General features: G+C 72.1%; 21 protein-coding genes. 4 read left to right on the forward strand and 17 right to left on the reverse strand.

The features are described 5' to 3' along the window. Window positions 1-75: 75 nt before the first annotated feature. The 17 genes from ABD811_RS33555 to ABD811_RS33635 all read right to left on the reverse strand — a co-directional run bounded on the left by ABD811_RS33555 (window position 76) and on the right by ABD811_RS33635 (window position 20,673). A complete protein-coding gene (locus ABD811_RS33555; protein WP_344955817.1) occupies window positions 76-972 on the reverse strand; it encodes a hypothetical protein in 897 nt (298 codons plus the stop codon). 188 nt (window positions 973-1,160) lie between these two features. After that, a complete protein-coding gene (locus ABD811_RS33560) occupies window positions 1,161-2,054 on the reverse strand; it encodes a hypothetical protein (RefSeq protein WP_344955818.1) in 894 nt (297 codons plus the stop codon). Further along, window positions 2,054-3,529, reverse strand: a complete 1,476-nt coding sequence (locus ABD811_RS33565) for an IPT/TIG domain-containing protein (RefSeq protein ID WP_344955821.1) — start codon at window positions 3,527-3,529, stop codon at window positions 2,054-2,056. The genes ABD811_RS33560 and ABD811_RS33565 overlap by 1 nt, the downstream gene beginning before the upstream one ends. Then, complete coding sequence (locus ABD811_RS33570; RefSeq protein ID WP_344955823.1) at window positions 3,526-5,613, reverse strand: hypothetical protein; 2,088 nt, start codon at window positions 5,611-5,613, stop codon at window positions 3,526-3,528. Before ABD811_RS33570 ends, ABD811_RS33565 begins: the two co-directional genes overlap by 4 nt. Next, window positions 5,613-7,205 (reverse strand): baseplate J/gp47 family protein, encoded by a 1,593-nt coding sequence (locus ABD811_RS33575; protein WP_344955824.1) that lies wholly within the window; start codon window positions 7,203-7,205, stop codon window positions 5,613-5,615. The genes ABD811_RS33570 and ABD811_RS33575 overlap by 1 nt, the downstream gene beginning before the upstream one ends. A gap of 8 nt (window positions 7,206-7,213) precedes the next feature. Next, window positions 7,214-7,603, reverse strand: coding sequence for a GPW/gp25 family protein (locus ABD811_RS33580; protein ID WP_344955826.1), 390 nt, complete (start codon window positions 7,601-7,603; stop codon window positions 7,214-7,216). Next, window positions 7,600-7,986, reverse strand: coding sequence for a hypothetical protein (locus ABD811_RS33585; RefSeq protein WP_344955828.1), 387 nt, complete (start codon window positions 7,984-7,986; stop codon window positions 7,600-7,602). The genes ABD811_RS33580 and ABD811_RS33585 overlap by 4 nt, the downstream gene beginning before the upstream one ends. A gap of 6 nt (window positions 7,987-7,992) precedes the next feature. Next, a complete protein-coding gene (locus ABD811_RS33590) occupies window positions 7,993-8,784 on the reverse strand; it encodes a phage baseplate assembly protein V (protein ID WP_344955830.1) in 792 nt (263 codons plus the stop codon). Window positions 8,785-8,787: 3 nt separating this feature from the next. Continuing rightward, window positions 8,788-9,918 carry a phage late control D family protein gene (locus ABD811_RS33595; protein WP_344955832.1) on the reverse strand — a complete coding sequence of 377 codons (1,131 nt, stop codon included), beginning with the start codon at window positions 9,916-9,918 and terminating at the stop codon, window positions 8,788-8,790. Between the two features lie 10 nt (window positions 9,919-9,928). Then, a complete protein-coding gene (locus ABD811_RS33600) occupies window positions 9,929-10,474 on the reverse strand; it encodes a hypothetical protein (protein ID WP_344955833.1) in 546 nt (181 codons plus the stop codon). 2 nt (window positions 10,475-10,476) lie between these two features. Beyond that, a complete protein-coding gene (locus ABD811_RS33605; protein ID WP_344955835.1) occupies window positions 10,477-11,112 on the reverse strand; it encodes a hypothetical protein in 636 nt (211 codons plus the stop codon). A 71-nt stretch (window positions 11,113-11,183) separates the two neighbouring features. Next, complete coding sequence (locus ABD811_RS33610; RefSeq protein ID WP_344955837.1) at window positions 11,184-13,142, reverse strand: eCIS core domain-containing protein; 1,959 nt, start codon at window positions 13,140-13,142, stop codon at window positions 11,184-11,186. Further along, entirely contained in the window at window positions 13,142-15,322 is a 2,181-nt protein-coding gene (locus ABD811_RS33615) for an ATP-binding protein (protein WP_344955839.1), read from the reverse strand. The genes ABD811_RS33610 and ABD811_RS33615 overlap by 1 nt, the downstream gene beginning before the upstream one ends. Beyond that, window positions 15,319-16,155 (reverse strand): Pvc16 family protein, encoded by an 837-nt coding sequence (locus ABD811_RS33620; protein WP_344955841.1) that lies wholly within the window; start codon window positions 16,153-16,155, stop codon window positions 15,319-15,321. The genes ABD811_RS33615 and ABD811_RS33620 overlap by 4 nt, the downstream gene beginning before the upstream one ends. A gap of 1,149 nt (window positions 16,156-17,304) precedes the next feature. Then, complete coding sequence (locus ABD811_RS33625) at window positions 17,305-18,198, reverse strand: T4 family baseplate hub assembly chaperone (protein ID WP_344955843.1); 894 nt, start codon at window positions 18,196-18,198, stop codon at window positions 17,305-17,307. A 7-nt stretch (window positions 18,199-18,205) separates the two neighbouring features. After that, window positions 18,206-18,706 carry a phage tail protein gene (locus ABD811_RS33630; RefSeq protein ID WP_344955844.1) on the reverse strand — a complete coding sequence of 167 codons (501 nt, stop codon included), beginning with the start codon at window positions 18,704-18,706 and terminating at the stop codon, window positions 18,206-18,208. Window positions 18,707-18,726: 20 nt separating this feature from the next. Next, window positions 18,727-20,673, reverse strand: a complete 1,947-nt coding sequence (locus tag ABD811_RS33635; protein WP_344955846.1) for a phage tail sheath family protein — start codon at window positions 20,671-20,673, stop codon at window positions 18,727-18,729. Window positions 20,674-20,972: 299 nt separating this feature from the next. Between ABD811_RS33635 and ABD811_RS33640 the strand changes: the two genes are divergently transcribed. The 4 genes from ABD811_RS33640 to ABD811_RS33655 all read left to right on the forward strand — a co-directional run bounded on the left by ABD811_RS33640 (window position 20,973) and on the right by ABD811_RS33655 (window position 24,906). Then, on the forward strand, window positions 20,973-21,980 hold the full coding sequence (locus ABD811_RS33640; protein ID WP_344955849.1) for a pirin family protein: 1,008 nt from the start codon (window positions 20,973-20,975) through the stop codon (window positions 21,978-21,980). Then, a complete protein-coding gene (locus tag ABD811_RS33645; protein WP_344955850.1) occupies window positions 21,977-22,312 on the forward strand; it encodes a GNAT family N-acetyltransferase in 336 nt (111 codons plus the stop codon). The genes ABD811_RS33640 and ABD811_RS33645 overlap by 4 nt, the downstream gene beginning before the upstream one ends. A gap of 114 nt (window positions 22,313-22,426) precedes the next feature. Further along, complete coding sequence (locus ABD811_RS33650; RefSeq protein ID WP_344955852.1) at window positions 22,427-23,842, forward strand: dihydrolipoyl dehydrogenase family protein; 1,416 nt, start codon at window positions 22,427-22,429, stop codon at window positions 23,840-23,842. A gap of 182 nt (window positions 23,843-24,024) precedes the next feature. Continuing rightward, window positions 24,025-24,906, forward strand: a complete 882-nt coding sequence (locus tag ABD811_RS33655) for an alpha/beta fold hydrolase (RefSeq protein ID WP_344955854.1) — start codon at window positions 24,025-24,027, stop codon at window positions 24,904-24,906. The last annotated feature ends 350 nt before the right edge of the window (window positions 24,907-25,256 follow it).

Below are 25,256 nucleotides of genomic sequence, written 5' to 3' on the forward strand. Positions count from 1 at the left end.
CAGATTCGCGGTGTGTCCAGGGGATGTGCGGGCGTGCGGGATCGCTGCTCGCATGGCGCGCGTCGCCGCCTTTTCTCACGCCATGTGCCTGGCGAGGTTATGGCCGCACTTTCTGCATTGGTTGCTCGGGTTGCCTTGCTTGCCGACATAGTTCAGGCAGCCGTCGCGGAAGTCGCATGGCAAGGGATCCGGGGGCGGCGGGGGTGGAGGTGGCGGAGGGGGTGCGCTGGTCGTTCGTGCGGTGAGGCGGATTTGGTTGTTGTGGTAGTCGGATTCGGTGGCCTGCGCGTCGTTGCTTTTCGCTGTGTAGCGGTCTTCGGTGGTGCCGGCTGATGAGGGGGCGGTGAAGGTTACGCGTAGTTTTCCGCAGTGGTTGGGGGCGATGTCGGCTGGGATGTCCACCTGGAATCTGGAGCCGGTGGGCAGGCCGCCGGGAGCCATGGTGAGCTTGCCGGTGCCGAGGTTGGGGACGTCGATCGAGCGGGTGGCCGTCTTGTTGATCTCGGTTTCGAAGCTGAGCGTTCGTGGCAGGTGGAGCCAGGGTTGTGCGGTCTCGGGTTCGTTGTCGGCGACGGTCCAGGTGAATTGGCGTAGGGCGGTGTCGTTGTTGGTGATGGCCAGGTGCCATGTGCTGCCCTGTCGGGTGAGGAAGATTTGGACCCGGGACACCCCGTCGCCCCGGTCGTCCCAGGTGGCGTCGGCGATGCGGGAGCCCCCCGCGTCCCGGATGGTGGAGAAGTCAGGAAACTTCAAGATCTGTGTCGGTGGGCCGTCGGCGGCGCTGAGCGTGATGCCCGGGTCTTTTCCGCCGGGGGGTGCGCAGGTTCCTGCCAGCTTGACCAGGCGCAGGAACATCACCCGGTCGTCCGGGGGGCCTCCCGCCAGTTCCTGGAAGGTGACCAACGGACTCTGCACACCGGCGGCCACCGTCAGCGGCCCGGCCGACGCCTTGGGATACACCTGGAACGCCATCATCCACTCCCGACAACGTTGAACTGCTCGGTCCTGACGATGTGACCACCTGCGCCGGCACGGCTCCTTGATCAAGAGTTACACCGGAACCGCGGCCGCTGCTGCAGACTCTGCACTTCGCGGTGTGTCCAGGGGTTTGTGAGCGCGTGCAGGGTCGCTGCTCGTATGGGGCGCATCGCCGCCGGTTCTCACTTGGGCAGGTGGCGGCTGAGGGAGTGATTGCACTTTTTGCACATGCGGTTTGGACCTGCAACGTAGTTCTGACAGCTGCAGCTGCGGCATGGCCGCCCATCCGGCGGGTCAGGCGGAGGTGGGGGCGGGGGTGGAGGGGCCGAACTGCTCGTTCGTGCGGTGAGGCGGATTTGGTTGTTGTGGTAGTCGGATTCGGTGGCCTGGGCGTCGTTGCTTTTCGCCGTGTAGCGGTCTTCGGTGGTGCCGGCTGATGACGGGGCGGTGAAGGTTACGCGTAGTTTTCCGCAGTGGTTGGGGGTGATGTCGGCTGGGATGTCCACCTGGAATCTGGAGCCGGTGGGCAGGCCGCCGGGAGTCATGGTCAGTCTGCCGGTGCCGAGGTTGGGGACGTCCACCGTGCGGGTGGTCGTCTTGTTGACTTCGGCCTCGAAGGTCAGTGTTCGTGGCAGGTGGAGCCACGGTTGTGCGGTCTCGGGTTCGTTGTCGGCGACGACCCAGGTGAACTGGCGTAGAGCGGTGTCGTTGTTGGTGATGCCCAGGCGCCACGTGCTGCCCTGGCGGGTGAGGTAGATCTGCACGCGGAACACGCCGTCGCCCTGGTCGTCCCAGGTGGCGTCGGCGATGCGGGTGCCCCTGGCGTCCCGGATCGTGGAGAAGTCGGGAAACTTCAAGATCTGCGTCGGCGGGCCGTCGGCGGCGCTGAGCGTGATCCCCGGGGCGTTCCCGCCGGGTGGTGCGCAGGTTCCTGCCAGCTTGACCAGGCGCAGGAACATCACCCGGTCGTCCGGGGGTCCTCCCGCCAGTTCCTGGAAGGTGACCGACGGACTCTGCACACCGGCGGCCACCGTCAGCGGCCCCGCCGACGCCTTGGGATACACCTGGAACGCCATCATCCACCTCCGACGACGTTGAAATCTTGGGTGCTGACGACCGCACCGACCCCCGTGCTGACCGTGATCTTGCAGCGGCTCGGGGCGCCCACCGGAACCTTGGTCTCGATGGTGGTCGCCGTGAAGCTGACCACTTCCCTCGCGGGCACGGTGCCGAACATGACCGCGATGGGCTCGATGTCGAAGTTGGTCCCCGACAGCGTCACCTTCGCGCCGATCCCGCCGCGTGTCGGCTTAATCGGTTCCGTCGCCGCGAAGGCGGGGGGTGCGCCGCCCCTGAACGTGTCGTGGCTGGTCACGGAGCCGGTGCGGGTGGTGACGGTGATGTTGACGGCTTGGGTCACCCCCGGGGGTACCGAGACGGCGATCTGGTTGGGGGAGGGGTGCACGTCCGTCGCGGGCACGGTGCCGAACTCGACCGACACCGGCGCGAGGTTAAAGTTGGAGCCGAACAGGGTCACGGCCGCGCCCGCGCCGCCGACCTTCGGCGTGAACTCGTTCGGCGGGTCGGCGAACTGCGGCGCGGGCCCGCCCTCCCGGATGGTGAGCTGGTCCTCGCTGGTCACCGTGCCGCCGGCGGTCGTGACCGTTACCGGCACCCGGCCGGAGGCGTCGGCCGGTGCCCGCACCTTGATCTGGTTCGGTGCCACGTCCTCCGGCGTGGCGGCGAAGGCGCCGAAGTGCACCGTGACGGGCTCCAGGTCGAGATTGCGGCCGAAGATGGTCACCTCCCCGCCGGGACCGATGTTCGACGGGTTGAACTGGTTCGGCGACGGCCGCAGCCGCGGCATGACGACCAGACTCTCGATCATGCTGATCCGGCGTTCGGCGTGGTCGAGGTTCAGCCGGGTCTGCCGCAGATCGGTGATCATGTCGGCCCGGATCTGGGCGACGTTCGTGCCGCGTCGCAGCTGCGCCAGCGCGTAGTGCGCGTGTCCCTGGGGCGGCGCGGGCGGTTCGGTGGCGTTCTCGGCGACCCGTACCGTCCACGACGGCTGCAGCCGCACGGACGTCTGGACGCCGACGTCACCCGCGTTCAGCAGCCTGTCGTCGGTGGCGCCGTCGACGCACGCCAGGAAGACGTCCAGGTACACGGTGTCGACGCGGGGGTTGCCCTGGGCGGTGGTGGGGGTCGTCAGCGGCGGCACTCCGGGTTGTGCGCCGTAGCGGACGTCGGCGCCGATGAACACCTCGATGCCGCCCACCAGGCAGGTGCCCGGCGGCTGGTCGCCGGCCAGGACGCGGAAGTCGTTGTCGGCGGGGATCGCCTGGATCTTGAAGCCCTGCCGCCCGGCGGGCACCCCGTCGCCGATGTACCGGGTGACGATCGACCGCACCGCCGTGGCGATCAGGTCCTGCAGCAGGTTCAGGTCGCGGTCCAGGATCGGCACGCCCTGCTCGAAGTACATGCCGACGTATCCCTGCCGGAGGTTCGCGGCCAGTTCCTCCTGCGGCGGTCTGGAAAAGTCGCTCATGGGCGGGCACTCCCCGGATCGTGGACGAACACGGCCCTGTTCGTCGCGGGCATGAACTCGCGCAGCACCTGGCGCAGCCGCGAGACGCGCCGGTCGTCGGTGCCCGCGGGCAGGTACACGCCGACGGTGTCGGCGGCGTACCGGTCGTCGTCGGTGCGGACGCCGTCGCGGCCGGCGTCACGGATGTAGGTTCCGAAGTCGTCGTACGTGCCCCGGAGGGCGGGCATGACCGTGTCGCGGACGTGCAGGGTCTGGGTGCCGGACCAGCGGGCGTCGACCGTCGTGGTGGCGCTGTAGACGCGGCTCTGGTAGCTCAGGCTGCGGCTGGAGCGGAAGACGAGCACCGTGGTGTCGCCGTGGGTGAACGCCACCGGGGCGCGGGCGGGCTGCGGGAAGTCCGTGAGCCGCTCCGCCGTTCCCCAGCCGCCCGTGGCCACGTTCAGGACGTTGTGCCACACGGCCCACCGCCCACCCCGGTGGGAACTCCAGAACACCTCCAGGTTCCCGTTGCCCAGTGGCAGCGCGCACGGCTCGCGGTCGTGGTCGCCGTCGTCGCCCTTCGGCAGGTAGCGGACGTCGCTCCAGTCGTTGGTGACCGCTGGGTTGACGCCCGCCTTCACGCTGTAGGCCACGGTCCAGCGGGTCTGCCGGGGCGACGCGGGGTCCTGGTCGGCGGGGACGGGGACCTGCCCGGCCCAGAACAACCAGAGCGGTTTCTGTGGGTTCGCGGGATGGAAGACGGCGAAGACGTCGTCGAGCACCGGCGGAGTCTGCGCCGCCGGGATCGGGACGGCCGGTGACGGGGTGATCTGCCAGCGGGTGCCGTCGTGGCGGTTGTACTTCACCACCCAGCGCCCCTGCGCCTTCTCCAGCCAGAACAGCCACAGACCCGAGGCGTCGGCCACGGCGACCGGCTTGCGGCGGTCGATGTCGACGCTCCCGCCGGGCGGGACGAACGTGTCGGTCTTGGACCAGGCGCCGTCCCGCCGCGTGCGCGACTGGATGCTCCACCGGCGGCGGGTTTCGTCGTACGCGCTCCAGAACACCACGATGTTCCCGCCCTGGACCGCGGCCGACGGGTCCTTGTACGTCAGCGGCCCGTCTGCGAGCGGCTCGCTGCCCGTCCACCCCTCGGCGCCCAGTTCCTTGGACCAGATCTGGAAGCGCCCGTCCTGCTCCCGCTCATGGAACAGCCACGGCGGCCCGGCGGCGGGCGCTGCGACGGCGGCCCGTCCGCCGAACGAGGCGTCCAGCGACAGCAGCTCCGCGTCGCTCCAGCCCTGGCGGCGGGTGCGCTGCCAGAGGGTGAGGCGCGCGGGCCGGTTGGTGGTCGCGACGTTGTCCACGAACTCCTTGACCCGGCTCCGCTCGCCGGCGACCCGCTGGACGGTCGCCTCGATGACCGGGACGAGGCCGACCGCCCGGTACAGCGCGGGCGCGTTGCGGATCTCGGTGCGCTGCGCCCCGAACTCCAGGCGGTGGTCGGTGCGCCAGCCGATCCAGTCGGCCAGCAGCGGCAGCAGCGCCCCGTCCACCCGCTCCAGGTCGAGGAAGCCCAGAATCGCGGTGGCGTACCCGTAGAACTGGTCGAGCTGCCCGCCGGGCAGGTCGAGGAACCGCCGGAGCGCGCCTCGGTGCCGGTCCTCGGGCCGCATGCCCGGCGGTACGCGCGGCGGCGGCGCCGTGTCGTAACGGTGGTAGATCGACGGCAGCAGCGCGTACATCTCCGCGGCCAGTCCGGCGGGCGAGGTGGCCATCGCCGACGTCCGGTTGGCGCGGTCCACCTGCTCGGCCGCGTTCTCGATGACGATCTGGCCGTCCGCGGTGACGCTCTTGTACGGGTAGAGGCCGTAGTAGTACACCGTCTCGCCGCGCAGCCCCTTGTCGACCGCCGAGCCGCCGTTGTCGGTGACGGGGACGACGGTGCCGTCCGCGGCCGACGCCGGGTTCGGCGTCGTGGGGTGCGTTTTCTCGCGGCGGACCACCCGCACGTGCGGGAACGCGGGCGCGGCCGGGAGCGTCCAGCGCACGTCGATCCGGTTGCCCTCCGGATGCGCGACGGCCGCCAGGTCGAGGAGACGCATCAGAAGCCCCCCTCCTTCACGATCACCTGGATCCCGCCCTCGTGGGCGGCGTCCCCGGGCGCGACGGGCAGCTCGTACTCGCCGAGCGCGAGCACCCCCGTCGGGTCCACCTGGCTCGCCGGGTCGTCGGGGTCGGCCGGCCGGTCCGCCCGCCGGAACCGCGACACGTTGACGTACAAGACGCCGTCGACCGCCTCGATGACCTCGTAGAACCGGCTGAGGAACAGCCGCTGCGCGAAGTCGGCGGCGGGAAAGGCCAGCAGCGCCCCCGCCGCGGACCGCACGTTGCGTTCGACGTCGGCCCGGGAGTAGTAGGGCAGCACACCGATCTCCGCGGTGACCTCGATGACGACGTAGGCCGCCGCCGCGATCTCGATGCGCGTCGCGATCGGCCGCCGGTCCTCGAAGTAGGCCAGCAGGTCGGCGCGCAGCACGTCGCTGACCGGCCCGCCCCCGGCCGGTGCGACGTACAGCGTCACGGTGTTCCAGCTCGACGGGCGGGCCCGCACCTTGCCGACCCCCGGGCAGTCGAGGGCGAGGGCCTCGTAGTCGGCGGCGGTGACGGCCCGCCGCTGCGAACGGAAGATCGCCGGTGCGTGCTGGACGGCCCGTTCGATGCTCTCCCGGTCGGCGCCGTTCCCCGCGGGCTCCGGGTTGGTGACCCTCGCGCCGAGCAGCGGCGCGGGCGCGGCCACGATCGTGCCGATCGCGCCGGCGGGGACGTTGCCCGCGGCGCCGCCGCCGACGCGGTAGGTGGCGCGCACCTCGGCGCCCTTGTCCGGGATCGAGCCCAGCAGGCCGTCACCGAACACGACGGTGGCGCGGTCGTCCTCGTCGATCTCGATGACATAGTCGAGCTGCGCCTGCTGCGTCCCGTCCGCGGCGGCGGTGACATGGCTGAACGCGAGCGTCTCGCGCAGCCGCCAGTCGACCGTCCCGCCTCCCAGGCGCGTGACCAGGGAGATGTCCTGCGGGCCGCGTCCGGTCGCGGCCCTGGAACGCAGGATGAGCGGTGCGTGGTGCAGGGCGAAGCGCTGGCCGGGGGAGCCGTCCGACACGCCCAGCAGCTCGTCGCGGACCAACCTGCCCTCCTCCACCACGAGCGTCAGCAGCTTGCGGCCGGTGGCGTCGGAGGGAAGCCCGGCCAGGTCGACCGTCTTCGGGGCGTCGTTGTACTCGAACCGCACGCTCGGCCTGTCCTTGCCGCTCCTGGTGGCGAACGCGACGCCCCGGTCGATGACGACCCGGCCCTGCGCGGCGGACGGCAGGCTGACCACCACGGTCGCGACGGCGGGGGCCGCGGTGGACAGCTCGTAGCCGATGAGCCGCAGGTGCTGGATCACGCTGCGGCGCGTGCGGGCCGTGCCGAGGAACGCCTCGTTCGCCACCCGGTCCTGGTAGTAGCCGAGGATGTCGCCCATGTGCGCGAACAGCTCCAGCAGGACGTTGCCGAAGTCGGCCTCCGAGGTGTAGCCGGTCCACTCGGGCAGCTTGTCGGGGATGAGCGCGCGCATCGCCGCCAGGAGGCCGTCCCGGTCGCGGGCCGTGTAGTCGATGCTCGGCAGGCCGTCGCCCCGCCGGATGCCGGTCATGGGCTCTCCTATCTGAACTGGACGCGGATGGACTGCCGGGCCCGGTCGGCCCTCCTGACCCAGGCGATCTCGACGGTGACCAGCTCGCCCGCCGGCTCGATGTCCACGCCGTCGACCACGATCCGGTCGCCGAGCCAGCGCGTCAGCGCCTGGCCGACGGTGAACTCCATGGCGGCGGCCAGGATCGGGTCGTTCGGCTCGAAGACCAGGTCGAACAGCCCGCAGCCGAAGTCGGGCCGCTCGACGCGCTCGCCGGGCGCGGTGAACAGGATCTGCAGGATCGCGCCGCGGATGCCGTCGTCCGAGCGGGCGGCGCGGATGCCGCCCGCCGGCGTCGTCGCGAACGGGAACGCCAGCGTGACGGGGTCGGTGGCGGGCGCGGCGGCCGGCTCGCTCATCTCACCCTGCCCGTGCCGTCGTTGCTCTGGACGAAGGTCACGCCGCTCTGGGTCGCGGTGAGCGCGACCGTGTGCGGATGGGGTCCGGGCGGGGCGGGGCCCGTCGACCCGGACACCGACGCGGCGACGTCCCCCTTCGTCTGCACGCCCGCCACCTCCATGTTCGCCACGATGTGACCGATCACCCCCCTGGCGACGGCGAACGCCAGCTTCCGCCAGCCGTCGCGCGCCGCGTCGAGCGCCTGCTGCGCCTTCACCTTCGCCTCGCCGGTGGCGTCGTCGACCGCCTTCTGCAACGGCGGCGACAGCAGGCGGTCGAGCAGGTCGTAGATCTCCTTGCTCATGCCCGAGTCCGCGTGCACCGTTCCGGCCTGCAGCGCCATCCCCGCTCACTCCACCCTGTGCCTGGACGACAGCGGCACCCGCAACCGCAGCGGCACCGTCGGCGGCGAGGTCGGCGCGCCCAGGTTGCCGACGTGGACGTGCGTGTTGAGGGCGGCCACGAAGGCGGCGACGTCCGCCGCGAGGCTGGTGCCGAGCACGAGCGACTCGGCGGCGCCGCCCCCGATCCGGATGCCGGACCGGTCGACGACCACCTCGTTGCCGCTGCGGTCGGCGATCGTGACGCCGCGCGCGTCCAGCGTGATCCGGTTGCCGAACCTGCCGTCGGTCAGCTTGATGCCGTCGCCGTCCAGCGTGATCACATGGCCGTCGGCGGCCTGCACCACGGTGACCGTCTCGGCGCCGTCGGCGTCCTCGAACTGCAGGGTGTGCCCCTTCGCCGTTTTGATGATCTTGCGGGTGGGGGGATCCTGGACGCCGGGCTGTACGCCGCCGTCGGCGCGGTTCGGCCGGGGCAGCTCGCTGTCGCGGCCCGGTCTGCTCCAGTACGTGCCGACCCAGATCGGGAACTCCAGGTCGCCCTCCTCGAACTCGACCCACACCCCGGCGCCGACCTCGGGGACGAAGAGGAAGCCCTGGTCGGGGTGCCCGCCGAACGGGACGCACGGCAGCGCCCACCCGGTCACCACGTCCGCGCCCAGGACGCTGGGGACGCGGACCCGCAACCGGCCGAGCCGCTCGGGGTCGGCGTTGTCCACGACGACGCCCCGGTACTTGCCGTGGTACCTGTTCTCCACCTGGGCCACCAGGTCCGCGAGGATGCGCTCGGTGGTGCTCATCGCCTACCTCGCCCCTCCCGGCAGGCCGGGCAGGCCCGCCGCCGCGAAGTCCTCGGCGCCGGTCGGCAGCAGCCCGTTGCGCTTGACCTCGAAGCGCTGCACGTAGCCGTCCTCGGAGAAGGAGTGGACGACGTGGGAGACCAGGTAGACCCCGCTGAACGTCTCACCGATCCCCTTGACGGTCACCGTCCCGCGCGGCTTCAGCACCGCGCCCAGCTCGTTCGCCGCGGCCTCTCCGCCGCCGGTGACGAACCACTCCTGCTGCTGGAAGATCCCCCGGCACAGGTTCGTCATCTCGGCCGCGCCCGTCGTCACGGTCTGCCCGAGGACGAGCGTCGCGGGCCCGGATCCCGGCCCGGCGCCGGGCCCGGCCGGCGGGCCCGTCGCCCCGAGCCGCCGCTCGTCGGCGGAGTCGACCGTGACGCTGAGCACCTGCCTGGTGTCGCGTTCCAATTGGTGCATCGCGACGTTCGCCGGCGTCATCCCGTTCACTTCGAGGGACAGCCGGTCGACGTTCGTCTCGTCGCCGAAGTGCACCGCCAGCAGCGCCTGCGGCCGCCGGTCCAGCCGCGGCGCCCGGAAGTGCCCGGTGGTGCCCTCGACGTAGCATTCGAACCCGTTGCGCCTGGCCAGGCGGCCGAGGAACCGCCAGTCCGTCTCCCGCTGGATGATCGTGGAGACCGCGTCGTCGTGGACGACCTCGGTGTCCTGCACCTCGCTGGACAGCCCGTACGCGCCGAAGATCTCGGTCGCGATGTCGCTGTCCTTCCGGTTGGGCCAGGCCGTCAGCCTGTCCTCGCGGTCGAGCAGGACGCTGCCGTCCAGCCCCCAGACGTCGAGCACGCACCGCGTGGGATCCGGGTCGAAGGTGGGCTTGGCATGCGTGATGTGGCCGCTGATGATCTCCTCCGGGGGGCCGTCGAGACCCACCGAGATCACCACCGGTGTCCAGGCGCGGAAACGCTCGTCGTCCAGGAACGTCCAGGAACCGTCGGGCCGCAGCAGCATCGGCAGCCGCAGGCGGAACATCCCGGGGAGCTCGTCGTCCAGCTCCACCTCGACGTACGTGACGTCCGGATAGATGTCGGCGGCCTCCCGGCCGTCGATCTCGATCTTGATGGTCTCGACGAGCATCGCCACCCCCTCAACGCGCCGTGTCCGGCGGCACCGTGATGCGCTTTCCCGCGCGCCCGACGACCTCAGGCGTTTCCGCGCGGAAACCCGCCTTCCCAGCCAGGCCCCTCAGGGCGCTCTCACCGACGACGAAGCGGTTGTAGGTGACGACGACGGCGAGGTCCTGGCCCGCTCGGGGATCGTCCACGAACCGGAACCGCTCGACGCCGGGCTCGGCCGCGAGAGAGACGGCCAGCGCGGCCCACCCGGGCTGCCCGCCGGCGGGAACGGCGAGCGGGACGCGCACCGTGCGCAGCGGCCCGCGCCCGAGCATCTCCAGCGGCGACAGGAACTCGGGGTTCGCGTCGCAGATCCGCCACCATTTCCCGGGCTGCTGGTAGTACAGGTACGCGAGCTGGTCCAGCCGGTCCCCGTCCACGATCGTGTGCTGGAAGGTCCCGTGGACGTCCGGCAGAACGCGCAGAGCCGTCGAGACCACGTTGCGGCCGGGCTTCCGTGGATCCTGGTCGACCACATCCGGAAGCCCGTAATAACGGGAGATCCTGGAGGACACCATAATTACTCCGGGATCATTACGTTCTGGGCATCGGCGATGTTGGCGAGATTCACCATTGACATCGCCTCCTTCATCGCGTTCGTGTACATCTGCGGGACGCTCTTACCCTCGATGACGGTCAGGCTCACCGAAACCGTGGCGCGAACGGGACTGAGATCAGCGCTGTACTCGGTCTCGACGATTCCCAGGCCGTTGATGTTCACCGGAACCACCCGTTTTCGTCCCCAGACGAACAGCACCAGCGGCGGATTCGGCCGTTTGGTGTAACTGAACCCGCCGGGCGACCCGACCAGCGCCCTCAGGCCCTGCTCGATGACGCCCTCGCCCTTGGGCCGCACCATCAGTTCGAGCGTCGACAGCCGCGGCGAGATGCCGAACCGCCCGGCGACCGGGTCGCCCTCGTTCAGCCCCTCACTGGCGTCCAGCCGGATGTCGAAGGCGATGTTCTCCTCATCGACCGACACGTCCTGCAGGTCGCGCAGCGTGGTCAGGTCGCTGTTGCGCTCGTGGAACCTCCGCAGCGAGTCGCCGCGGCCCCCGGGCTGGAAACCTCTCGGCGCCGCGAACCGCAGGCTGCGGCTGCGGCTCAGCTCCACCGGATTGAACTGGAACACCACCATTAACGGCGGCAGGCTCAACCCGAACTCCACGAACGCCCCCCGCAGAATCCGCGGCCGATTGGCGAACCCGTCAGGCATGCTCCCCCCGTCTAGTAACCCAAGATGAAGACATCGACGGGGGGCAGATCCGACTTGTACGCGGAATCCTCGACGGCCTTCTTCGCGGCTGCGTCGAGCTCCGGCGTCACGGCCCCGCTTCGCAGCCTGAGGAATATGGTGATGCGGTCCGGGGGGCCCGCGTAGGTGGTGCGGTAGGCGCTCTTCGGCCCGGTCTTCTCGAAGCTGTTGCGGCGTGCGAACTTCAACGCATCGGCCGCCTTGGCCATCGATTCGTCGACGTTCCTCCTGACCAGGTCGACGCGTGCCGCGGAAACGCCCTTGACCTGAATCCAGTTCCCACCCGAGATGCTCTCGTCGACGACGGTCGTGCCGCGCTCCTGGGTCGTCGTGACCCCGACGACCCGGGCGCCCTCATGGGCGTCGAATCCGATGGCCTTCGCGGACATCGGCCGGGCCCTCGGCCGGAGCCGGAGCACTTCCGGCTCGACCACCCGCTCGCCGTAGCTGGCGACGTTCCGCGCAAAAGGCACCTCGGGCGGCGGTTCGACATGCGGCGGCAACTGCCGTTCAGGAGGCGTGTACACCGGCTTGGCCTCCGCCGCGGGCACCGGCGGCGCGGTCGCGGCGGGTGCGGGAGAAGGCGGCGCCGTTGTGGTGGGCGCGGGTGGCGCGGCGGGTGCCGGTGGCGGCGGCGCGGTGGGGGCCGGTGGCACAGCCGTGCCCGGTACCGGCGGAGCGGTCGTGGTGCGGGGCGCCGTTGGTGGCGTCGTGGGTGCTGGTGGCGCGGTGGCGGGCGCTGTCGTGGGCATCGGAGGCGCGGTCGTCGTGGGCGCTGGTGGTGGCGTGGTGGGCGCCGGAGGAGCGGTCGTGGCGGGTTGCGGCGGGGTGGTCGCAGGTGCCGGTGGCGTGGTGGCGGTGGGTGCGGGTGGTGGGGTGGTGGGGGCTGGCGGTGTGGGCTTGGCGGTGGGACGGGGTGGGGCGGCGGGTTGGGTCTTTCTGGCGGCCATGCCTTTTGTGAGGCCGGCGGCGGCCAGGGGGAGGCCGGCTCCGACCACTTCCGCGGCCTCTCCCAGTGCCTCGGCGGTTTCGGGGCGGGCACCGGCCAGGAGGGCGGTGCCTCGTACCACGCCTGCCAAGGGGGTGCCGGGCGGCCGGTACTCCGCCACTCTGGCGGACCTCTCCTCGGCGACGGTGGACACACGGCCGCTCGGCCACATGTAGAGCGTCTGGTCCTCCTGGGGCAGGACGCGTTGCAGCAACGACCCCGGCAGGGCCCGGACCTGGTCGCGCGGGAAGTTCCACCAGAACCTGAGGCCGTACTTCCCGATGAAGTCGCCCTTCGGGAGGGTCGCCCAGTCGATCAGCTGCTGGCGGGTGATTCCCAGGGCGGCCAGCCGCCGGTCGTCCTCGGCCGCCACGTCGGCGGTGGACGGCGTCGCCGGTTGGCGGGCGACGGTTCCGGGGGCGAGGCGTTCGCGGATGCGGAACGGCCGTCCCAGGGCGGCGGCCTCGGCCGCGGCGTGGGCCTCCCGCTCGGCGGTGGCCGGGGGCGACGGCGCGCGCCGTCCGTCCGCGGTCGGCTGGGGGGCCTGCTGGACGACGTGGGCCAGTTCATGGGCGAGGACGCGCCGCCCGGCGGCCGTGCCGGGCGCGTACCCGTCCCCGCCCAGCACGACGGAGTGCCCGACGGTGTAGGCCGCGGCGTCCAGGTCGGCGGCCGAGCGGGCGGCGGCCGGGCCGTCGTGGACGCGGACGGCGCCGAAGTCGTGGCCGAAGCGGGCCTCCATCAGAGCGCGGGTCGCCGCGTCGAGGGGCCTGCCCGTCCGCCCGGGCGACGCGCCGGAGAGCGCGGCGACGAGGGTGTTGCCGAGCTGCCTCTGCAGCAGCCGGGGATCGGCGTGGTGGCGGTCCGCGTGGGCGGCGGGGACGGGCGGCGGCGCGGTGGTGCCGGTGCGCCGCCGGTCGCGGGTGGTCCGGGCGAGGGTCATCATCGCCTCCTCACGTCGTCACGTGTCTCGAGGCCGTCCCACCGTTTGCCGATCTTTTCGAACTCGCGCCGGATGGCGTGTCCGACATGGCGCCGGTCGATACGGCGGCCGTCCCCCGCGGCGAGGAACGCGGCGTTGAGCACGATGTTGCGAATGGTCCCGCCGGCGATCTTCAGTTCGTGCGCGAGCCCGTCGAGGTCCAGGTCCGGGCCGACCGGGGCCCGGTCGGGGAACTGCCCGGCCCATATCCGGCGGCGGCTCTCGGCGTCGGGGAAGGGGAAGTCGACGACGAAGCGGATCCGGCGGGTGAACGCCTCGTCGATGTTCTCCCGGAGGTTGGTGGCCAGGATGACGACGCCGTCGTGGGCCTCCATGCGTTGCAGCAGGTAGCCGGTCTCGATGTTGGCGTAACGGTCGTGCGCGTCGGACACCCTGGTGCGCTTTCCGAACAGCGCGTCCGCCTCGTCGAAGAACAGGACCGCGTTGCTGTTCTCCGCCTCCCGGAAGAGGCTGGCCAGGTTCTTCTCCGTCTCCCCGACGTACTTGCTCACGACCCCCGACAGGTCCACCTTGTAGAGCTCCAACCGCAGTTCGGCGGCCATCACCTCCGCGGCGAGCGTCTTGCCGGATCCGGGCGGGCCGGAGAACAACGCGCTGACGCCCTGGGAGCGGCTCGCCCCGCGGGCGAAGCCCCACCGGTCGAAGACCTCGTGCCGGTGGCGCACCTGGCCGCAGATCTCGTGGAGCTGGGCGAACCGGTCGTCGGGCAGGATGAGGTCCGCCCATGTCGCGCGGGGCTCGATCCGCACGGCCAGCTCGCCGAGCCGGTGCCGCGACTGGTGGCAGGCGGCGCGGGACAGGTCGTCCAGCCCGAACCCGTGCCCGCCCCGGGCCGCCGCCTCACGCGCCGCCGAGGCGACCGCGTCGCGGATCTGCCCCGGCGTGAGCCGGAACCGCCCGGCCAGCTCGGCGGCCCAGGCGTCCGGGACCCGGTACGGCCCCAGACTCTCCCGCCATACCGGCTCGCGCAGTCCGGGCCCCGGCATCGGCAGCTCCACGGCGTGGAACGCCATGCCGCGCACCGCGCGGGGACGGCCGTGCGGACGTTCCCCGGTGAGCATCACCAGCGGCGACCGCAGGCGCGTGACGGCCGTGAGCCAGGCAAGGGCGTCCTCGGTCATGAGCGCGTCGGCGTCCTCCAGGCAGACGACGGCGTTCCCCAGGAGCGCCTCCCGCGCCGCGAGCGCGAGAAGGTTCTCGGCCTCGGCGCCGCGCTGCAGCAGCTTCGGCACGTCGAGGGCGAGCAGGCGGCGGCCGAGGGATTCGCACACTCTGAGCGCCAGCCGGTGCTTGCCCGTGCCGCGCGGGCCGTGCAGGTAGAGGACGAGCGGTCGCCGGTCGGCCCGGTGCTGGGCAAGGCCGTGCCCCACCAGCCGGACGGTGCGTTCCTCGATCGCCGTGTGCACGGACGCGGCGGGCCCGGCGTCCGGTTCGGCGACGCGCGCCAGCCCCTGGAGCCGGACGTCGAGCGTGTCGTCGCCGAGGAGGAACCCGAGGATCCTGCCGTCCAGGCCGAGGAACCGTCCCAGGCCGCTGCTTCCCGAGGGGTTCGCCGGATCGCCGGTCTCGTGCAGGATGCCGAGGCGGAGCAGCGGCGCCTGCGGGGTGAGCAGCGCCCGGCCCGTCCGCCACTGCTCCCGGTCGTCGCACAGCAGGTCGAGCACCAGGTCGGCGCTCGGCCGCTTGCGGGTGATGTCGTCCTGGAGGTAGGCGTAGATCTTGTCGTACCGGCGGTCGAGTTCGGGCGCCAGGCAGATCACGACGACGCGGCGCTCGAACGGCGAGAGGCCGAGCAGCCGCGTCAGGCGCGTGAGCGGCAGGTCGCATCCGGCCTCGGCGGTGCGGCGGGCCCGCTCCTGGACGCGGGCCTCGGACGTGTTGGCTTCGAGCCGGAGGAACTCCTCCTCGTCCGAGGGGAGCCCCGCAGGGGACGCCGCCCCGTCGCCAAGGAGCCAGTCGATCTCCTCGTGGGAGATGTAGAGCGCCTGCGCCGCCGGGGCCGCCTGGAGCCGCCGGCGGAAGCGCGCGGTCCGCAGCCGCAGCACGGCGTCCAGCCAGCGCAGCTCGTCGGCGAGATGCTCGGCGCAGCCGCGATACGGTTCGGCGGGTGCCGGCGTCATGGGCTCACCTCGAACGCGAAGACCCGGCGGAACAGGCCCGAGACGTCGACGCGCACCTCGTGGAACCCCCGTTCCAGGCCTGCCGGGAGCGTCACGTCGAACGAGTCGCCCGTCAGCTCCAGCCCCTGGACCACGGACCGGCCCGTCACCCGCACCGCCGCCCGCCATCCCGACAGGTGCTCCCCGCTGAACCGGACGGCGGTGCCCGGAGGCCCGGTCATCGGCGTCATCGCCGTCACCGTCGGCGGATGGAACGGCGCCTGCGGATCCGGGACGCCGATCCGCCGCACCCGCTTGGACGGCGCGTGCACCGTGCCCTTCGCGTCGAGCTGGACGACGGACACCTCGTAGCAGGCCGACACGTGATAGGGCCGGGTGAAGGTGCTCCAGATCCGGCTCAGCTCCTCCAGGTCCAGCGGGACGTGCACGACCCGGATCTCCTCCGGCGCCCCCCGCAGCCCCCTGACCAGGAACTCGTCGGTGACGACCGGGTTGTCGTGGAACACCCGCATCGCCTCGCCGAGCAGCGCGTGCGCGGTGGCGTTGCCCGTGTACGGGTCGTTCGGCGCGTACGCGGTCAGCAGGTACGACAGCTTCAGCGACAGGGGCGGGGGCGTCAGCCGGTCCGCGGTCCCGGGGCGCACCTGCCAGTCGATGTTCTTCAGGAAGGTGTTCTCGGTGACCTTGTAGAGCAGCAGGTTGACGCGCCGGTCGGCGGCGGGCTCGTCCGGTCCGAGGACGGTGACCGGCACGCTCGGCGTGACGGCCATCTCCGTCACGAGCATGTCCTGCAGCGACTCGCTGACCATGCCGATCGCGGTGCTCGCGCTCATCGCCACCTCCGGACCCGCGTGCGGAGGTGGCCGAGGCGCCGCTCCCAGTAGGCCGCGCGGGGCCGGTCCCCGGCGTCCGGCCACACGGGTGCGGCGGCGTCGACGGGCGGCGCGGGGGCGGCCGCTTCCAGGGGCGTCGCATTCGGAGCCGACGCGGACGGGACTGGGGCGGGGCGTGTCGTTGCGGCCGTGGAGGAACGCGGCGCGTCGACCGACGCGGGACGGCTGGATGCCCTGACAGGCGCCGCACCGTCCACGCGGTGAGGAGCGGACGGTGGCGGCATCGCCCCGGCCGGTTCGCTGAACGCCGCGTCCGGTCGCCGTAGGACCTCCCGCCCCAACGCCGCCTCCGCCACGGCGGTCGCCGACCGGACCGGCACGGCGACGACCGTCCCCCGGCTTTCGACCGCCGCCCTCGACGGACCGGCACCAACACCAGGGCCCGGCTCGGCCCGGAAACCGGCGGGTGCGGCGGCAGAACCCGGGGCGGGCGCGGCCATAGGGACGAGCCGCACCTCGGCAACGGCAGCGGGGCCCGGCTCGGGCGGGCCCGCCATGCGGTGCGGTTCCGGACCCCGGGAGTCCGGGCCGGAGACGCGTTCAACCCCACGATCGGCTGGACCCCTCCGCGACACCCCCGGAACCCGCAGCTCGACAGGCTCGACCCGGCGCGTGACCGGCGGCCGATCCGCCCCCGGCGACGAGGGCAGGTCACGGCCCCGCCCAGGCCCGTCGTCGGTCGCCTTATCGTTCCCTGCCTCGCCGCGGGGCACCGGCTCGGCACCTGTCCCGCCCGGCCGACCGAGGGCGGCCGCCGCGGGCACGTCCCCCGAAGACTCCTCGTCCGCCGCCGAAGGCACCCGCTGCACGTCCGGCGGCGCGGCCACGTCGGCGAACGGCCGCGGCGCACCGTCGGCGGCAGGCCGTGGCCACCGTTCGAGAGCGTCCGCGAAAACCGGCATGCCGGTGTCGACTGCTCGCGGCGTCCCGGGCTGCGGGAACCACCCCACGGCCAAGCCGGGAGACGGCACGACGGGTGCCCCCGCAGGCGCGCCGAGCAACGCGCGCACCGTGCCGCGGTAGACGAAACGCGCCGCGCCGTCCCTCAGCACCCCCAGGAGGTAGTCCGGCGGACGCTGCCCCAGCGGCTCAGACGCACTCATTCGACCGCTCGATCTCGTCGGCGAGCACGGCGATGTAGCGGCCGCGCCGGGCCCGCGGCATCTCCATGATCTCCCGCTCGCTCCAGTGGTAGTGGTAGGCCAGATAGTGCACCTCGCGGCGCAGCAGATCGGCCGTCGCGCGCAGCTCGCCGAAGAAGAAGCCCTGCGGGTCGAAGGGGGCGCTGAACGCGCGCCCGCAGTGCGCGCACTCCGCCTCCATCAGCAGGTCCACGCGCGGGGCCGCCTCCTCCATCCGCCGCTCGATCTCCAGCCGCGCCAACGGCGACAGCCGCGCGACGCGTTCCTCGTCGACGCTCGCGTCCGGGCCGACACGCAGGAGGCAGCGCGCCAGGAGCCCCGTAAGGGCGGCCGCCTCGTTCTCCTCCAGCAGCCCCGACAGCGCCTCCTGGTCAGCCCCCGTCGGCAGCCGGAAGGCGACCGTGCGGTCCGCGTCCCCCGCCCCGGGCATCGCGTCGGCGGACAGCACCCCCGTGTGGACGGGACCCTTGTCCCGCGCGGCCCTGACCGGCACGTCCGACGTCGAGAAGGACACGGCGACGCGCCTGCCGCAGTCCGGCCAGGGGCACGGCACGCTGCCCTGGACCCGCTCGCCGAACGTCGCCTCCCGGACCTTCAGCAGGACGAACTGCCGGTCGGCCACCAGCAGCCGGCGCGTGACGTCGGCGTCGACCTGCCGGATGCCGCCGATCCGCCGCACACAGCGGCTCAGGAGCGCGGTGACCAGCGCGGCCGCGCAGGTCTCGGCGCCGCCGTCGCCCGCGAGCAGCTCCTCCTCGCGCCCGGACAGCCCGCGCAGTTCCACCTCGTCGTGCACCGTGCCCGCCTCGTCGACGAGGCCGCCGGGGAGTACGCACAGCATCCCGCGGTCACCTCTCCGGTTCCTCGCGGACGCTCGCGTCCCGCTCCCAGCCCTCGTTCTCCAGCCGGACCGTCGTGATCATCACGGCGTTGCCGTCGGCGGCCAGCTCCGGCAGGGCCTGGTACTCCGACACCCAGCAGTTGTAGACGTGGTAGCGCAGGATCAGCGTGCCCTGGAGGTTGAAGACGTCGATGTTGACGTTCTTGCGGAAGTTCTTCAGGGACATCGCCGCCTCGCCCTGGTAGTTGTGGACGGCGTTCGCCCATGCCTCGAAGGTGCGGTCGAACGTGATGCCCGCCTCCAGCGTGATGGGCTCGTACTTGGTCTTGCCCGGCAGCTGCCGCGGGCCCGCCTGGTCGCCGCCCTCGTACCAGGTGGTGACCTCGGTCGTCCGCTTCAGGGCGCTGCACCTGCTCAACCCGGCGACGTACTGGCCGTCCAGCATCACCTTGAACTTGAAGTTGAGATACGGGTCGAAGCGGTCGGTGTTGACCGTGAACCTTGGCATGGGACGTCTCCCGGATCGGATCAGTGCGCCTGGCCGGCCTGCTGGCTTACCTTCACCACGACGAACTCCGCCGGCTTCAGCGGCGCGAAGCCCAGCAGCACGTTGACGACACCGAGGTCGATGTCGGCCTGCGTGGTGGTCTCGCCGTCGCACTTGACGAAGAAGGCCTCGGACGGCGTCGCCCCCTGGAAGGCGCCCTGGCGGAACAGGGTCATCATGAACGCGCCGATGTTCTGGCGCAGCTGCGCCCACAGCACCTCGTCGTTGGGCTCGAACACCGCCCACTGGATGCCGTGGTAGACGCTGACCCGCAGCATGATCGCCATGCGCCGCACCGGGACGTACTTCCATTCCGGGTCGGAACTGATCGTCCGGGCGCCGAAGGCGACGATGCCGGCGGCCGGGAACCGGCGGATCACGTTCACGCCGAGCGGGTTCAGGTTGCCGTGGTCGACATCGGTCAGCTCCACCGCCAGGCCCACGGCGCCGCCGAGGCTCGCGCTCGTGCCCGCGGGGGCCTTCCACACGCCGCGGTTGGCGTCGATGCGCGCGTACAGGCCCGCGATGTAGCCGGAGGGCGGCAGGAGGACGGGTTCGGCCGAGACGCCGGACGGATCCAGCGCCTTGATCCAGGGGAAGTACAGGGCGCCGTAGGAGTTCGGCTTGGTGAGGCGCTTGCGGAAGGTCTCGGCAGCGTCCGCCGTGACGTAGTTCCGGGCCATCTCGCCCAGGTAGAAGACGTCCCGCAACGGCCTGTTCTCGCAATATCTCAGGCCCTCGTCCACCAGTTGCGGAGTGTTCTCGCCGGGCACGGCGAGCAGGCTGAAATCGGTCTTCTGGTCGAGCCGCGGGAAGGCGTCCGTGAACGATGGGGCGGCGGTGCCGTCTGTGCCCTGCCGGACGTCGGTGACGGGGCCGGTCCTGGCGTTGACACCGAGCCGCAGCGCGGCGATGCCGGGCGGACGCCGCACGGCGAGCGCGTTCTGTGAGACGCCGCCGCCCCCCTCGCCGAGCCGCAGCCTGACGGCGGCGTCGTTGCGCCGCGCGGGCTGGACGAGCACCGACGAACCTTTGCTGGCGGTCGCCGCGTCGGCGCCGGTTCCGGACTGCAGCAGCAGCGCGGCGTCGGCTCCGGTGCCCTCGACCGTGCAGGTGAAGGCGTTGAAGGCCGCGGCCGGCGTGCCGGCCTTCAGGATGGTGAGGTTCCGCACGGCCGTCTGGATCGCCGCGGCGATCTCGGCCGGGTCCGTCGACGCCGCGACCGCGTCCGGCAGATCGACCTGCTGGTAGCCGTCGTTGTCCACGTTGATCAGGAAGCTGCGGCGCTCCTGCAGCGGCAGTTGCGGATTCTTCCCGCCGCGGTGGCGACCGCGTTGGAGGCTGGTGTTGGTGCTCAGCACCTTGGCGTCGATGAGGTCGGAGTTCGCGCGCAGGACCTGTGTGACGAAGTTCGGCGCGTCGGGGTCCATGCTGAGGTTGTCGTGCACCTCCAGCGGCGGGGTGCCGGCCAGGTCCTCCGGGAGCGCGGTGTCGTCCTGGCGCCGGACGCTGATCCTGAACTCGTTGCCGGGATCGGCCGAGCCGTCCTCGGTGGTCAGCACCAGTCGGTTGGCCCAGGCGCCCTTGCTCCTGGCGGAGATCACGATCCCCGGGACCGGAGGGTTCGCCGTGTTCTGGACCGTCACGGACGCCGCCGCGGCGTCGCCGCGGGTCACCCGCACCACGTAGCATTGGCGGCCGCCGTTGTTGAAGAACTGGAACACGCTTTCGGCGAGATATCCGGGCTTGACGAACGACCCGTAGAACCGCTGATATTCGATCCAGCTCGTGACGCGGAGGGCCGTGTCGTCCGGCCCCATTTCGGCCAGCCCCACAAATGCCGGAGTGGACGTGCTGACGGCTTCTATCGGCCGCGCGCCCCCGGCCACCTCCTGAACGTACACGCCGGGATATGTGGGATTCGGCATCGTCGTCCTCTCGAATCCTGGACGACGCCAGGCGATCGGCAACATCTCGCGGCCTGTCCGCCGCACAACTCCACGTTGACTACCCGCCGTCCCTCACCGCGACCGCGCGATTCCGTCAAGAATTCGCCAGAGCCGGGCAGTGCGGCGCGCGGAGACGCCGCCTCCGCCGTCGCCTCGCCGGTCGGAACCCGAGCCGGCCGGCCGGGCGCCGCCGTCGTCCCTGGCCGGGGGCGGGTCGCCGCCCGTCAGCGAAGGCGGAGGATAGTAGTCGGGACAAGCCGAGTGGAAGGCGTCGTACGGTGAGCAATGTCGAGGTCGAACCCCGTGAACTGCGCTGCGGCGCCTCCGCGGACGGGCAGCCGGGGCCGCGGGAGCCGCAGGTCGAGGTGCTCACCGCCAGAGACGTCCCCCTGGGCGGCCCGCGGGCGATGACGGTCCGCCGCACGCTGCCGCAGCGGGCCCGGACGTTGATCGGCGCGTGGTGCTTCGCCGACCACTACGGGCCCGACGACGTCGCCCGGACGGGCGGGATGGACGTCGCCCCGCACCCCCACACCGGCCTGCAGACGGTGAGCTGGCTGTTCAGCGGCGAGATCGAGCACCGTGACAGCCTCGGCACCCACGCCCTCGTCCACCCGGGCGAGCTGAACCTCATGACGGGCGGATACGGGATCAGCCACTCGGAGGTCTCCACCGCCCGCACCACGATCCTGCACGGCGTGCAGTTGTGGGTGGCGCTGCCGGAACGGCACCGCCACACCGCCCGCGCCTTCCACCACCACGTGCCGCGCCCGGTCCGCCTGGACGGGGGCGAGGCCAGGGTGTTCCTCGGCTCCCTGGCCGGCGACACCTCGCCCGTCCCGACCTTCACACCGCTGCTCGGCGCCGAACTGATACTCGACCCGCACGCGACCGTCACCCTCGCGGTCGACGCCGGTTTCGAGCACGGCCTTCTGGTCGACCTCGGCGAGGTGCGGATGGCGGGAACGCCGGTGCGCCGCGGCGAGCTCGGCTACCTCGCCCCCGGGACGGGGACGCTGACCCTCGAGAACACGACCGACGCCCCGGCGCGGACGATCCTGCTCGGCGGGACGCCCTTCGAGGAGCAGATCGTGATGTGGTGGAACTTCATCGGCCGCGGCCACGAGGAGATCGTCCAGGCCCGGCGGGAATGGCAGGACGCCTCCGAACGGTTCGGCAAGGTCGAAGGGTACGCCGGGGACCGTCTCCCGGCGCCGCCCCTGCCGAACGCGACACTCAACCCGCGCGGGAACCCCGTGCGTCCGCCCTCGGAAGGAACACGGTGACAACACCCGCCGCCCCTGTGGTCGAACGAGCAGACGAGAAGAACCGCTACGAAATCCTGGTCGACGGCGAACTCGTCGGGCTCGCCGCCTATCTCGACCGCGGTGCGCAGCGCGTCTTCTACCACACCGAGATCAACGACGCCTTCTCCGGCAAGGGACTCGCCGCCCGGCTCGTCCAGCACGCCCTCACCGACACCCGCGACAACGGAAAACGCATCGTGCCGGTCTGCCCCTACGTGGCGAAGTTCGTCAAGAAGCACGACGAGTTCGATGACGCCACCGACCGCGTCACCCCGGAAATCCTGAACTGGCTGCGCGAGGAACTGGACTGACGGTCTCCCCGGCCGAAAGCACGCCGTCACGGGACCGGGCCCATGAGACGCTCGTGGCGCGTCCGCTGGTCGGCGGCGGAGTTTGAGCACGCGGAACATTGGAAGGACGGGCCGGTGGACGAATTCGACGTTGTGGTGCTGGGCGGCGGGCCGACGGGGGAGAACCTCGCGGAGCGCGCGCACGCGGGCGGGCTGACGGTGGCGTTGGTGGAGGCCGAACTGGTGGGCGGGGAGTGCTCGTACTGGGCGTGCATGCCCAGCAAGGCGCTGCTGCGTCCGGGCGCCGCCCGCGCCGACGCCGAGCGGGTCGCCGGCGCGCGGGAGGCGGTGACCGGGGCCCTGGACGCGGCGGCGGTGCTGCGGCGCAGGGACTCCTTCGCCTCCGACTGGAAGGACGACGGTCAGGTCGACTGGCTGAACGGCGCCGGGATCACCCTGGTGCGCGGGCACGGCCGGCTGGACGGGGAACGCCGGGTGGTCGTGGACACGCCCGACGGCGGGCACCGCGTCCTGACGGCCCGGCACGCGGTGGCGGTGTGCACGGGCACCCGCGCCGCGCTGCCGGAGCTGCCCGGACTGGCCGAGGTCCGCCCGTGGACCAGCCGCGAGGCCACCAGCTCGTCGACGGTGCCGGAGCGGCTGGCGGTGGTCGGCGGCGGCGTCGTCGCGGTCGAGATGGCCACGGCCTGGCGGGCGCTGGGCAGCGAGGTGACGATGCTGGTGCGCGGGCAGCGGTTGCTGCCGAAGATCGAGCCCTTCGCCGGCGAGCTGGTGGCCGACAGCCTGCGTGAGTCCGGGGTCGACGTGCGGTTCGGCGCGTCGGTGACCGAGGTGCGCCGCGACGGCCCGGTGACCCTGACGCTGGACGGCGGCGAGACCCTCACGGCGGACGAGGTGCTGTTCGCCACCGGCCGCGTCCCGGCGACCGCCGACCTGGGCGTGGAGAGCGTCGGCTTGGACGCGGGCAAGCCGATCGAGGTGGACGACACGGGCATGGCGGTGGGCGTCCAGGGCGGCTGGCTCTACGCGGCCGGGGACGTCACCGGCCGGGCGCTGCTGACGCACCAGGGCAAGTACCAGGGACGGATCTTCGGCACGGTGATCGCCGACCGCGCCGCCGGCCGCGAGCTGGACCTGGCGCCGTGGGGACGCAGCGTCGCCACCGCGGACGAGCGGGCGGTGCCGCAGGTGGTCTTCACCGACCCCGAGGTCGCGGCCGTCGGACTCAGCCTCGAACAGGCCGAACGGCAGGGCCGCAGGGTGCGGGCGGTGGACTACGACCTGGGCGGTGTCGCCGGGGCCTCCCTGTTCGCCGACGGCTACCGGGGCCGCGCCCGCGCCGTGGTGGACCTGGACCGCGAGATCCTCCTGGGCGTGACCTTCGTCGGCGCCGGCGTCGCGGAACTCCTGCACTCGGCGACCATCGCCGTCGTGGGCGAGGTCCCGATCGCCCGCCTGTGGCACGCGGTCCCCTCGTACCCGACCATCAGCGAGATCTGGCTGCGCCTCCTGGAGACCTTCCGAGGCTGACACTCCCGCGAGGCCCCGGGCGAAGGCCGGCGCCGCGCCGGATCACGCGCCCGGTCGGGCCCGGTCGAGCCGCTCCCGCACGATCGCCTCGGCGTCCTCGGTGCCGATGTGCCCGAGCAGCAGCTGAGCGGCAAGGCCCTGGATGCGGCCGATGGACGTCCCGGCTACGGAGGGGAGTGCTCATGGGGCATCGGGTCGGGCGGTTCACGTCCGCGGCGGCGGAGCGGCGCTTCCGGGCGGCCTACGCGGAAGGCATGCGGCTCCTGCCGGCGCCGACCGAGACGCACGATGTCGGCACCGCGTTCGGCGACGTGCGCGTGTACCGGTTCGGCGCGGCGTCCGGCGTGCCGCTCGTCCTGCTGCACGGCCGGAACGGGACGACGATCTCCTGGCGCCCCAACATCGAGCCCCTCGCCCGGCGGCGCACGGTGTTCTCCGTCGATCTGCTGGGCGAGCCGGGAGCCAGCGTCCAGACCGCCCCCATCCGCGACGCGGCCGACCAGGCCGCGTGGCTGGACCAGACGCTGGCGGGGCTCGGCCTCGACCGCGTCCACCTCGTCGGGGTCTCGATCGGCGGCTGGACGGCCTGCAACATCGCCGTCCGCCGCCCTCAGCGGGTGGCGTCGGCGACCCTGCTCGATCCCGCCGCCACCCTCGCCCGCATGCCGCTCGCCCTGGTCCTGCGCACGATCCCCACCCTCGTCCCGTTCCTGTCCCGGCGGGCGACGCCGCGCTTCCTCCGCTACGTCGACGGCCAGGGCGGCGAACCGCTCGCCGATCCGGTCGGCCGGGTCATCGACGCCGCGATGAGCGGGTTCCGCACCGCGGTGCCGCAACCGGCCCTGTTCGGCGACGACCAGCTCCGCTCCCTGTCCGTGCCGGTCCTGGCGATCGTCGCCGGCCGCAGCGTCATCCACGACCCGCGGACCGCCTACGAACGAGCGCGAACGCTGATCCCCGACGTCCGGGCCGAGTTGTGGCCCGAGGCGACGCACGCCGTCTCCGGCCAGTGCGCCGCCCGCGTCAATGACCGCGTCCTCGCCTTCACCGCGGACATCGGCTGACCCGCGGCCGGGCAGGTCGGCAGAGCGGACGGTAGGAGCGTTAACGCTCACATGGATGAGCCAACCTCCCTTTCAGCGCTTGCTCGGACTCGCGACGGGCTGCCAGGGCACTGATTGTTAGCGCTAACATTTCTGCGTCCAGTACGGCCTTTCTCGGGCGGGATGGCGTCGGTGGTGGTGCAGCGGAGCAAACACGACGCCGTGAGGCCCGTCAAGCCCTCTCTGGCATGCGGTCGCTTCCGTCGGCGGTGCCCACGCCGTCCTTGGCTGGTCAAGGCGGCGGAGCCTCGCTCCACACGCATGAAATTTCATGTATCGGGGTTCTCCGGGCCGGGCGTACGCACCACCGG

Source organism: Actinomadura miaoliensis (assembly GCF_039536785.1).
GTDB lineage: Bacteria > Actinomycetota > Actinomycetes > Streptosporangiales > Streptosporangiaceae > Spirillospora > Spirillospora miaoliensis.

Coding starts and splice junctions, on each gene's coding strand:
- ABD811_RS33555 (WP_344955817.1), bottom strand. CDS start 972: ATGGCGTTCCAGGTGTATCCCAAGGCGTCGGCCGGGCCGCTGACGGTG.
- ABD811_RS33560 (WP_344955818.1), bottom strand. CDS start 2,054: ATGGCGTTCCAGGTGTATCCCAAGGCGTCGGCGGGGCCGCTGACGGTG.
- ABD811_RS33565 (WP_344955821.1), bottom strand. CDS start 3,529: ATGAGCGACTTTTCCAGACCGCCGCAGGAGGAACTGGCCGCGAACCTC.
- ABD811_RS33570 (WP_344955823.1), bottom strand. CDS start 5,613: ATGCGTCTCCTCGACCTGGCGGCCGTCGCGCATCCGGAGGGCAACCGG.
- ABD811_RS33575 (WP_344955824.1), bottom strand. CDS start 7,205: ATGACCGGCATCCGGCGGGGCGACGGCCTGCCGAGCATCGACTACACG.
- ABD811_RS33580 (WP_344955826.1), bottom strand. CDS start 7,603: ATGAGCGAGCCGGCCGCCGCGCCCGCCACCGACCCCGTCACGCTGGCG.
- ABD811_RS33585 (WP_344955828.1), bottom strand. CDS start 7,986: ATGGCGCTGCAGGCCGGAACGGTGCACGCGGACTCGGGCATGAGCAAG.
- ABD811_RS33590 (WP_344955830.1), bottom strand. CDS start 8,784: ATGAGCACCACCGAGCGCATCCTCGCGGACCTGGTGGCCCAGGTGGAG.
- ABD811_RS33595 (WP_344955832.1), bottom strand. CDS start 9,918: ATGCTCGTCGAGACCATCAAGATCGAGATCGACGGCCGGGAGGCCGCC.
- ABD811_RS33600 (WP_344955833.1), bottom strand. CDS start 10,474: ATGGTGTCCTCCAGGATCTCCCGTTATTACGGGCTTCCGGATGTGGTC.
- ABD811_RS33610 (WP_344955837.1), bottom strand. CDS start 13,142: ATGACCCTCGCCCGGACCACCCGCGACCGGCGGCGCACCGGCACCACC.
- ABD811_RS33615 (WP_344955839.1), bottom strand. CDS start 15,322: ATGACGCCGGCACCCGCCGAACCGTATCGCGGCTGCGCCGAGCATCTC.
- ABD811_RS33620 (WP_344955841.1), bottom strand. CDS start 16,155: ATGAGCGCGAGCACCGCGATCGGCATGGTCAGCGAGTCGCTGCAGGAC.
- ABD811_RS33625 (WP_344955843.1), bottom strand. CDS start 18,198: ATGCTGTGCGTACTCCCCGGCGGCCTCGTCGACGAGGCGGGCACGGTG.
- ABD811_RS33630 (WP_344955844.1), bottom strand. CDS start 18,706: ATGCCAAGGTTCACGGTCAACACCGACCGCTTCGACCCGTATCTCAAC.
- ABD811_RS33635 (WP_344955846.1), bottom strand. CDS start 20,673: ATGCCGAATCCCACATATCCCGGCGTGTACGTTCAGGAGGTGGCCGGG.
- ABD811_RS33655 (WP_344955854.1), top strand. CDS start 24,025: ATGGGGCATCGGGTCGGGCGGTTCACGTCCGCGGCGGCGGAGCGGCGC.